Here is a 10,079-nt window from a genome sequence, read left to right on the forward strand (position 1 = left end):
GCGGCGCGCCAGTGCGTGATCGACCTCGGCATCGTCCGCCGCCGCAAGCTCGACGTGGCCGCCGACATCCCCGCCCGCCGCATCGCCGATCTCCCCGTTGAGCTGGACGGACAGGCCGGCCGGTCGATCCGGGCGGCAGAGCGGAACCTCGCCAGCCGGATGGTGGCACAATACGAGACAGCGCTCGCGAACCGGTCCTCCGACACCGGCGTCGAAGGCATTGACTACGACCTGGTCCGCCGGGTGGCCCGGTCGGAGCTGAAGGACGCGACGACCGCGCAATCCGGCGAGAACGTGTTCACCATGATGCGGCACATCGGCCAGGCGAAGGCCGAACTGGCCGCGGACTACGCGGCGCAGCTGGCCCGCAGCACCGGCAAGGTCGTCTTCTTCGCTAAGCACATCGACGTGATGGACGCTGCCGAAGAGACCTTTGCCCGGCAGGGGGTGCGCTTCTCGTCGATCCGCGGCGACCAGACGCCCAAGGCGCGGCAGGCGAATATCGATGCCTTCGTGAACGACCCGGACGTCGCGGTCGCGGTGTGCTCGCTGACCGCGGCCGGGGTGGGCATCAATCTGCAAGTCGCGTCGAACATTGTGCTGGCCGAGCTGTCCTGGACCAACGCCGAGCAGACCCAGGCCATCGATCGCAGCCACCGCATCGGGCAGGCCGAACCGGTCACCGCGTGGCGCATCATCGCCGCGCAGACCATAGACACCCGAATCGCCGAGCTGATCGACAGCAAGGCGGGGCTTGCCGCCCGAGCGCTGGACGGGTCAGACGAGGAGGTCTCCTCGTCCGCTGACGTGCAACTCGATGCGCTGGTCGCGTTGCTGACGGATGCGCTGCGGGCGCCTTCTCGACACGTCGGCGCCCTCCGTTCCTGACCGATAGGTTTCCCGGGCGAGACTGAGGCTGCCGCGGGCGCTTGAACGCGACCGGGCCAGGCTCTACGGAGTGCGGGGCGTACGGAGTGCGAGATCCATGTCCAGCGATTGTGCGTTCAGTCCGTGCTGGGCGGCGAAGGTCTCGAAACTCTCCCGCTGTTCAGCGGTGGCCCGCTGCGCCGCATGGAGCCGCTGCACGTCGGTCAGGCTAGGCCGCACCAGGTTGACGGCCCCGCCCAGTCCCGGGTCGGGTTCCGCCTTGAGACCATCGGCCCGTGCGAGGCGCCGGTTGAACTCGTCCATCGACGGCCCCAGTGCAGGCATAACCCAGAAGGGGCCGTCCACCCCCAGCTGGTAAGAGCAGTAGGTGCCACCCCAGGGCTGCGCCGCAACGCTAACGCCGGCGGCGAGCCTCGTGCTGTCAGGTTCCACCAGCACGGCGTCGCTGCCGAGGGCGGCACTGAATGCCCGGTGACCCGCTGCGATGACGGGATACCCCTCAAGCGCCGACGACTCGTAATTCTCGGTCCGGTCGCGTTCAGCGTAGAAGGCGTGCAAGTGGGCGTGCTGCACATCCTGCCGGGGATTTTTGGTGACTGCCACGTCGGTGCCGCCGTCGACGAGGGTCCCGTCCGCGGCTTCCATATCGCGCAGGTAGTCGAGGTTGGGTGCGCTGTCATTGGCACTGAACACCACGTGGCCGCCGTCCATGCTGCGGTACCACGCGGCGACGAGGGTCATCGCCGCATGACAGGCCGCCAGTTCCTGAGTCGTGGCCGACGACCAGCCGTCGCGACGGCTGCGGGGCACTATCAGCGCGTGGGGCCTTGCCGCCCGCCGGGGCCCGTTGGCCAGCATGAAGGGATTGCGATCAAGTACGAGATCCACCAGGGCGCTACCGTCTGCCGCGGCGACCGTCCCCAGATAGGTGGCAAGACCGGGTACATCGGCGAACAGGTCCACCAGCCGGAATCGGCGTGAGAATTCTCCCGGCGGAACTACGCCCTGGATGTTCCCGGTCGCCTGGTCGACCAGTACCCAACTTCCGGCCCTGGCAGTGCCACCGAGCAACCGGTACGCCTTGACCGTGAGAGCACCGTCGCTGTACGTCCACAGCCTGCGCATTTCGACCTGGGTGAACGGGGAGCTCCAGCGCTCTGGGTAGTCGACCATGCCCCTATGTTCCGCCTTCCCACAGACGGACGCGGGCGATGTCGAAGAGCATCCGCCGCAGTGGGCGGGCAGCCCTGGTCGTCCGTCGTGTGCAGGAGCTTGCTGTGAAGTGACACCACGGTCCGTTCGGAATGAAGAGCCTTTTCTCCGAACGGACCGGTGGTGGCTGTGTGGACCCTGATCAGGAAACCCGAGGGGTCACCGGCGGCGAAGGCGCTAGCATGCGAGCCATGCGACTGGTGGGACGGTTGGGCCAGATCTGCGCCAGGCTCGTAGCAGCGGGCTTCCTGCTGACCGGAGCGGTGGCCTGCGGCGGTCCCTTCACCGCCTCCGCGCCCCGCCCGGCTAGCGCGTCGCTCAGCCCCCAGGCCGGAACGGAGGACGGCCAGCCGGTTTTCATTACCGCTGCACGAGCTAGGGAGAGCACCCGGGCCGCCGTCGGCACCAGCGGTGCGACCACATCGGGCGGTTCCCCGCTGCATGCGGGGGACCCGGATGGGCACGCGGCCGTCCCGGTGGCGGCCCAGGCGGTGGACACCAGCCACCCGGACCACGTGATCGGCGACGGCACGCCCGCCGGGTGTACGTCTGCGGCTGTCGTGCAGGCGGTCGCGGAGGGCGGCATCATCACCTTCGACTGCGGTCCTGAGCCGGTCACGATCACCATGACCGCCACTGCCAAGGTGGTGAACACCAGCCACCAGGTCGTCCTCGACGGCGGTGGCAAGGTCACGCTGAGCGGCGGCGGCAGCACCCGGATCCTCTACATGAACACCTGCGACGCGGCCCAGACCTACGCCACCAGCGACTGCTGGGAGCAGCAGTGGCCGCAGCTGGTGGTGCAGAACCTGACGCTTACCGACGCCTACTCGGCAACCCAGCAGTCGAAGACCGCCAGCTACGGCGGCGGTGCCATCTTCGACGAGGGAGGCCAGCTCAAGGTGGTCAACTCGGTCTTCAGCGGTGACCGCTGCTACGCCACCGGTCCCGACCTCGGCGGCGGCGCCATCCGCGCCACCGGTATGGACATGAGCATTCCGGTCTACATCGTCAGTGACACTTTTACCGGCAACTCCTGCTCCAACGGCGCCGCGCTCAGCGGCCTGTTCGCCAACTTCGCCGTCTACAACAGCCTGATGACGGGCAACAAGGCGATCGGCTCGGGCGCCAACCCGGCAAAGTCAGGGACCCCGGGCGGCGGCAGCGGTGGCGCGATCTACACCGACGGCACCGGTTACAACCTGCTGGTTGACGGCACCGCGATGAGCGGCAACACCGCCAATGAGGGCGGCGGTGCGATCTTTTTCGTGGTTAACTCCGGCGGCGGGACGCTCACCATCGACAACTCAACCCTGTCGGACAACCCCAGCGGCGCGTTCCAGAACGCGCCAGGGATCTTCGACGACGTCAACTCAGTCGTCACCCAGCCGACCGAGAGCGGGTCATCTGTCAGTTAACGTCGATGAGCCCGAGGTTGCTATCCAGCTGCTAACAGGGGCTGGGCCAGAATAGTTCAATGGATCTGCACCTGAATGGCAAGGTCGTGCTTATCACTGGCGGGACCGATGGGCTGGGAGCGGCGCTTGCGAATCGCCTCGTCGGGGAGCGGGCCCGGGTCGCGGTCTGCGGGCGGGATTCTCACCGGCTGGCCGTCACCGAGCAGCGGCTGCGTGACGCCGGGGGTGATGCACTTGTAGTGCAGGCCGATGTCACTCGCCCGGCTGACCTTGAACGATTTGTTGATGCGGCCGTCACCCGGTGGGGCCGCCTCGACGGCCTGGTGAACAACGCGGGCAAGAGCGCCGGAGGACGGATCGATCAGGTCTCCGACGACGACTGGATCGCCGACCTTAACCTCAAGGTGCTCGCGTCCGTTCGCTGCACCCGCCTGGCTGTGCCGCACCTGATCGCGGCTGGTGGCGGAGCCATCGTCAATGTGCTCAACATTGGCGCCAAGGCCGCTGGAGCCGCGTCGTTGCCGACCACTGCCTCCCGTGCTGCTGGCCTGGCCATAACCAAGGCTGCCTCCAAGGACCTCGGCGGACACGGCATCCGGGTCAACGCCGTGCTCATCGGCCTGGTTGCAAGTGGCCAGTGGCAGCGGCGCGCTGACGCGGCAGGCCAGTCGGAGGAAGAGCTGTACCGCCAGATGGTTAAGAACTCCCATATTCCGCTGGGCAGGATTGGCCGGTCCGAAGAGTTCGCCGACCTGGCGGCTTATCTCTTGTCAGATCGCTCATCCTACGTGACTGGCTCGGCCGTCAATCTCGACGGAGGAACCAGCCCAGTACTTTAATCCCGTTGCCGGGTCGGCGCGGCGGGCGTCGGCGGGGATTGCCTTCCCGGTGGTCATGACGCGCTGCCGGTGTTGTCTTTCGGTTCGAAGAGCTCGCGGTAGGCGCCGTAGCCCTCGCGTTCGAGGTCGTCGGCCGGGATGAAACGGAGGGAGGCGGAGTTGATGCAGTAGCGCAGGCCTCCGGCTTCCTTGGGCCCGTCGTGGAACAGGTGGCCCAGGTGGCTGTCGCCGTGGGCGGAGCGGACTTCGGTCCTGGGTATCAGCATGCGGAAGTCGCGGCGCTTGACCACGTTGCCGGGCTCGATCGGAGCCGTGAAGCTCGGCCAGCCGGTGTGGCTGTCGAACTTGCTGACCGAGGCGAACAGCGGCTCGCCGGATACGACGTCGACGTAGATGCCGGGCTCCTTGTTGTCCCAGTACTCGTTCCCGAACGGCGGCTCGGTGCCGTTCTTCTGGGTAACCCGGTACTGCCCCGGGGTAAGCCGGGAGACAGCCTCAGGGTCTTTGCGGTAATTGCCGGTCATATCAGCTCCTTGATTCACGATCCCGCTGGCTGCGAGATGACCCCGAAGGGTGCAACCTGGAGCTGGCCTCCGTTATGTCCGTCGCGGTAGTGGCTGGAGCCGCTGAGACTGTGGCGAGAGCTTCGACGATGAGATCGGCGAGCTGGGCAGGGTGCTCGTTGGGCAGTAAAAAGCTCCGCCCAGGGATTGTTACAACCGTGACGTTCGGGCACCCCGCAAGCGACCGGCGCTCCTGGGTGGTGAGGCGTCCGTCGCCCTTGTCGGCGTGCACGATCCAAACGGGTGCGTCTAGTGCACGGAGCCGGTCACCGATCAACGGTTCACGCCCCAGGTCACGCAGATAGGCCCGGATAAGTCTGCGCAGTTCTTTCGGCTGATTGCGCTTGAATTCGGCCAGTAGCTCGGCCTGCCGTTCCGCTGGAATGGTGCTCTGCTTGAGCATCGGGCCAAACATCGACCGCATGAACGCGTACGGGAGCGCGCCGGTCACGCGGGCGAGGGCATCTAGCACCTCCAGCATCGTCGATTCGGCTTTCCTCGAGAAGCTGGCGCCGGTCAGGATCAGCGGGCCAGTGAAGCCGGCCGTGGTGGCCATCTCGAGCGCGATGGTCGAACCCATGCTGAACCCGAGCACCATGTCACAGCGCTTGGCCGTCGCGAGCTGGGCCGCCAAGCGGCCGTAGTTCCGTGTGGACAGGTCACTCGGCGCAGGCGTGCCCGCGTGGCCAGGGAGAGTCGCGGCGACGAGCCGGAGATCGCCCAGTACAGGCTCGGCAGCCAGCTCGTTGTAGAAGGCCGCCGAGCAGGCGCCGCCGGGGAGCAGCAGCACGCCGTGCCGTGCCTCGGTCGGACCGGTCTCCCGCAGTTCCCAGTCCACATCCAATGTCGATGAGATCATCGATGCTCCTTCCGGTCGACCGCGCCCCACGTCGTCCCGGTGCGAGCCTTCATCTCTGCCAGGCCACTGGCTCGGTCAACATCCTGGGTCAGACGCTACAGTTGCCCGGGGTCCAGCACATGAGGCGTTTACCCCCCTGACTCGTAGGTCCCCATCAGGCCGTGCTGGGTCGCGAATAGTGTTGCCGCGGCGCGGCTGGATACGTGGAGCTTCGCGTAGATGTGCTCGACATGGTTGGAGACTGTCTTCGGGCTGACCGCGAGGCGCTGTGCGATCTGCTTGTTCGGATGACCGCGGGCGAGCAACCGCAGCACCTCCACCTCGCGGCCGGTGAGGCCGCCCGGCCAGCCTTGGCGCGCCGGTGCGCGATGCCCAGCGGCGCGCAGCACCGCGTTCGCTGCCTCCCTGTCCAGCAGCCCGCGGCGCACTTGGTCGCGTAGTTCGTCGGCGGCATGGCCGGCGTCGAGCGGAGGGCGGTGCGGGCGCGGCTCGGAAAGCGCGTGGTAGACGTCGGCTGCGGCGAGCAGAAGGTCAGGCGGGGTGAGCAATGCTGCGGTGAGCCCGCGCGGATAACCCGAGCCGTCCAGCCGCTCGTGGTGGCGCGCCGCGATCTCCCGGATCCGGCTCAGCGCCGGGATTCGCGCCAGCATCCGATCGGTGAGATACGGATGGAGGCGGACCCGTTCGAACTCTGTCTCGGTGAGCGGGCCGGGCTTGTCCCAGATGCCCGACGACACGCCGAGTCGGCCCAGGTCATGTAGCAGCCCAGCCCGGCGCAGCGTCGACACCTCCTCGTCGGCGAACCCGCTGTCTCGTGCGGCTTCGGCCGCGAGGTTCGCCACTCCCCGCGAATGACCGGCCAGGTACGGGCTCTTCAGGTCGATCATGTCGGCGATCGCAACCAGCACAGCGTCCAACTCGGTAGCCGGCACGCGGCGTACCAACCCTGGCTCGGCGGCCAGCAGCGCGGCCCAGGAGCCGGCCTCGTCGATGTCGTCCAGAATCTCCGCGGCGTGCGCGCCGAACGCGTCCACGACCTCAGGCGCGAACCGGCGGCCGCGTCCCCGGTGCCCCATTGCCACCGCCGCGTGCAGGCCATGCCGTCGATGGAACGTCTCCGCCGGACCAGCGAACTGCACGACACGTGCAGGAAAGCAGATCTGGTCACCGCGCAGATGGAGCGGTTGCCCCTTGCCGTCCCACTGCTCGTAGGCCTGCCCGATCGCCAGCGAGACGAGGGCGTCGAAGCCGACCCGTTCAGCGAACTGCGCACCGAGTGTCGAGTGCGTGGTCAGGAAGGTCTCCATTTGCTTGAAGCCGGCACCGGGGAAGCTCGCAAGCCGCTTGGCGCGATCCACGGCAGTGCCGTGCGAGGCGAGCGTGCGCAACAGCAAGCCGATCGTCTGGGCCGTGTTCATGCCCAGCACCTCGACGCCATCGCCTTTGAAGGCGATGGCGTCGCCGAACCAGCGGGCCTGTTCCGTCGCGTCAGCATGACAATGGGCGTTCATCAGCATGCCGACGTAGTAAGTCGCTTCGCGCTCCCCAGCGTCGGCACCGAGGCGATCGGCTAGCCGCAGCGCGATTACCGTCTGCCGCATGCAATGCTCGATCGGCTGGCCCAACCCAAGATCGGCCGCGTAGGACAGGGCTCCCATCAGCTCAGCCAGCCGGACGCCGCCCACTTCCGTCCGTGCCTCCATGTCCGAACCCTACGCGCGGGTCCCAGACGTAAACCAGCAGGTCGAACTCGACATCACGCGGGCTATCGGCTTAAGACCGGCCGGAGAGTCGTTGGCGAGCGCAGTCATCCACCCTACGTTCGGGATAATGGCGATTATCTAGGTAATGCGGATACCGTCAGCTCTGCCGCTGACGGTCATGACGTACTTGACCAGACAGACAAGAACCTTCTTGACGGACTCCCGCTGCCGCGCGTCGCACATCACGACGGGCACCCAGGGCCTCAGGCTCAGCGCGATCCTGATGTCGTCCGGCTCGAACCGGGGGGCTTCATCGAAGCAGTTGACGGCGATGGCGAAGGGCGTTCCCTTCCGCTCGAAGTAGTCGATCGAAGCGAAACTGTCTGCGATGCGCCGCGCATCGGCCATAACCACCGCTCCGATGGCGCCGATAGCTAGATCGTCCCACATGAACCAGAAGCGCCCCTGGCCAGGCATGCCGAACAGGTAGAGCACGAGGCCGGACTGGAAGCTGATCCGGCCGAAGTCCATGGCCACCGTCGTGGTGGTCTTGCCAACCACGCCCTTGACGTCGTCGACGCCGACGCTGCGGTCGCTCATCGGTTCCTCGGTGCGCAGCGGCCTGACTTCACTGATCGCACCGACTAGGGTTGTCTTTCCTACGCCGAAACCCCCGGCGATGAGGATCTTGGCAGTGGACGGCACCCACGCCTCGTCCGGCGCGTCATCAGAGCGATTCGAGTCCATCGAGCACCATCCTCAACAGGCGTTGTTCAGTTCCCGGCTCGCTCTGCGTGAAGATAACCCGGATCATCCCTTCTCCGGCGAGGTCGCCGAGCAGAACACGCACCACCCCGATAGGAAGGTCGACCTCGAAGATCACGTCGGCGATCGGGGTCGGGCGGCGACAGAGGCTGAGGATCCGCCTGTGTTCGGGTCCGGGCCGGAAGTGCGCCGGCGGCCGCTCGCCTGTCGCGAAGACCACGTCGATCAAGCCGAACGGTTGCCCGCCCCTTGGTTGTGTCCGTCCCTTGGTCACGGCATACGGCCGGACCACTGGCCCGGCTTCCCGGTCGAGCCAGCGATCCCCGAAGCCGTCGCGGGAGGTCACTCGGCCATTTCGTCGTCACGAAATCTCGGCTCGGCGGCGAGATACTTGCCCATGCGCCGCACGAGCATTGCCATCTCGTAGGCGATCACGCCTACATTCGGGTCCGCGGAGGTCCGCACAGCCAGGCACGTCCCGTTGCCGGCAGCGATGATGAGCAGGAACGCTTTGTCCAACTCGATGATGATCTGGCGTACGTTGCCGTCGCGAAAATGCAGTCCTGCTCCCTGGGCCAGGCTCTGCAGGCCGCAGGCTAGGGCCGAGAGATGTTCGCCGTCTTCACGAGCCAGAGTCCGTGATGACGCCACAACCAGGCCGTCCGTGGACAAGATGACTGCCTGCTCGACGTGCTCGACTTGATTAACCAGGTTGTCCAGCAGCCAGCTCAGCTGTCCGGTCGCGTCGGTCTGTGCCATTGCTCAGCCTCACTATCAGTCAGTTCCGTTGCTCGGGGCACCCTCGGGGTCCTCAAGGTCGTCCACTCGCCCGCGCTGCCATCCTTGCTGCATCAACGCCATCATGTTCCCGGTCACCTCCGGCGGTCGCTCATCGACCTCGGGTTCCTCGGGCGCCGTGGTCCACCAACCGAACTGGGGGCGGCCGCGCAACTGCGGGGCCAGGCTGGCCTGCGGAACCCGTACGGGCATACCGAGGTGGCTGCCCGACGACACGGGGCTTGGCCGTCCGGCGCCGGCAGGCGAGGGTGACAAGGGAATGCGAGGCTGGTCGGCACCGCTGTCCACGGACAGCCCTTCTGGCGGCTCTGCCCGCCGGGTGGCCGCAGGCTTCAAGGCCTCGGGCCAGGGAGTCATCGGGCTGGCGTCCCAGGCAGGCGGTGCGGCCCATGGTGCCGCGGGAGGCGACGGCAGGGCCGCCCTTTCCTCTGGCGCGGTCTGCTCCAGCTCCCCTGCTGGGTGCGGGGAGATCCTGCGACCCTCGGGCTGTTGCCGTTCCCCTCCACGGGCGCTCGCGCCCGTCATCAGGTGCTCGAGCGCGTCCGAGGGCCGGACATCCTGTGCAGCAGCGGCGGCGGTCGGCCAATCGCGTGGATCATCTGTCAGGCTGGCGTCTTCCTCCCGCACGATCACGCCGAATGGCAGCAGAACAACGGCCGTGATGCCCCCGTATGGGGACGGGCGGAGCGAGACCTTGATGTGGTGCCTGGCCGCCAGTCGGCCGACCACGAACAGGCCGAGCTGCTCGCTGTCGGCGAGGTCGAACTCTGGCGGGCTGGCGAGGCGTCGGTTGATGTCGTCGATGTCGTCGGCGCCCAGGCCCAGACCCCGGTCCTCGATCTCAGCGACGAGGCCGACACCTACCCGGTCGGCCCTGACCTCGATCCGCGTATTGGGCGGTGAGAACGCCGTGGCGTTCTCGATCAGTTCGGCGACGAGGTGGATCACGTCGTTGACCGCGTTCCCCGCAACCAGGTCTTGTGATTCGCTGACCACGTCCACCCGGACGTAGTCCTCGACCTCGGCCACCGATG

Annotated in this window: 11 protein-coding genes; 3 read left to right on the forward strand and 8 right to left on the reverse strand. The window is 67.0% G+C overall.

All coding sequences use genetic code 11. The features are described 5' to 3' along the window. On the forward strand, positions 1–888 hold an 888-nt coding region (locus WA805_RS15555; protein ID WP_425242679.1), incomplete at its 5' end, for a C-terminal helicase domain-containing protein. A 63-nt stretch (positions 889–951) separates the two neighbouring features. Here the strand turns inward: WA805_RS15555 and WA805_RS15560 are convergent. Beyond that, the gene (locus WA805_RS15560) at positions 952–2,061 is read right to left on the reverse strand and encodes a hypothetical protein (protein ID WP_425242680.1); all 1,110 of its coding nucleotides are present in this window, start codon (positions 2,059–2,061) and stop codon (positions 952–954) included. Between the two features lie 230 nt (positions 2,062–2,291). Between WA805_RS15560 and WA805_RS15565 the strand changes: the two genes are divergently transcribed. Together WA805_RS15565 and WA805_RS15570 are read left to right on the forward strand one after the other, a co-directional pair. Then, complete coding sequence (locus tag WA805_RS15565; protein ID WP_422280012.1) at positions 2,292–3,518, forward strand: hypothetical protein; 1,227 nt, start codon at positions 2,292–2,294, stop codon at positions 3,516–3,518. Positions 3,519–3,577: 59 nt separating this feature from the next. Beyond that, a complete protein-coding gene (locus WA805_RS15570) occupies positions 3,578–4,357 on the forward strand; it encodes an SDR family NAD(P)-dependent oxidoreductase (RefSeq protein ID WP_422284908.1) in 780 nt (259 codons plus the stop codon). Positions 4,358–4,410: 53 nt separating this feature from the next. Here the strand turns inward: WA805_RS15570 and msrB are convergent, their stop codons facing one another. From msrB to WA805_RS15605, 7 genes are all read right to left on the reverse strand, one after another. Continuing rightward, a complete protein-coding gene (msrB, locus tag WA805_RS15575; protein ID WP_424563875.1) occupies positions 4,411–4,881 on the reverse strand; it encodes a peptide-methionine (R)-S-oxide reductase MsrB in 471 nt (156 codons plus the stop codon). Between the two features lies 1 nt (position 4,882). Next, positions 4,883–5,779, reverse strand: a complete 897-nt coding sequence (locus WA805_RS15580) for an alpha/beta fold hydrolase (RefSeq protein ID WP_425242681.1) — start codon at positions 5,777–5,779, stop codon at positions 4,883–4,885. 128 nt (positions 5,780–5,907) lie between these two features. Continuing rightward, positions 5,908–7,482 carry an HD domain-containing phosphohydrolase gene (locus tag WA805_RS15585; protein ID WP_425242682.1) on the reverse strand — a complete coding sequence of 525 codons (1,575 nt, stop codon included), beginning with the start codon at positions 7,480–7,482 and terminating at the stop codon, positions 5,908–5,910. A gap of 138 nt (positions 7,483–7,620) precedes the next feature. Continuing rightward, positions 7,621–8,229, reverse strand: coding sequence for a GTP-binding protein (locus WA805_RS15590; protein WP_422280002.1), 609 nt, complete (start codon positions 8,227–8,229; stop codon positions 7,621–7,623). Next, on the reverse strand, positions 8,210–8,593 hold the full coding sequence (locus tag WA805_RS15595; RefSeq protein WP_422280000.1) for a DUF742 domain-containing protein: 384 nt from the start codon (positions 8,591–8,593) through the stop codon (positions 8,210–8,212). The genes WA805_RS15590 and WA805_RS15595 overlap by 20 nt, the downstream gene beginning before the upstream one ends. Continuing rightward, positions 8,590–9,006, reverse strand: coding sequence for a roadblock/LC7 domain-containing protein (locus WA805_RS15600; RefSeq protein ID WP_422279998.1), 417 nt, complete (start codon positions 9,004–9,006; stop codon positions 8,590–8,592). The genes WA805_RS15595 and WA805_RS15600 overlap by 4 nt, the downstream gene beginning before the upstream one ends. Positions 9,007–9,021: 15 nt before the next feature. Further along, a partial coding sequence (locus WA805_RS15605; RefSeq protein ID WP_425242683.1) for an ATP-binding protein occupies positions 9,022–10,079 on the reverse strand: 1,058 nt, incomplete at its 5' end.

Source organism: Trebonia sp. (assembly GCF_049794275.1).
In the GTDB taxonomy this organism is placed as follows: domain Bacteria; phylum Actinomycetota; class Actinomycetes; order Streptosporangiales; family Streptosporangiaceae; genus Trebonia.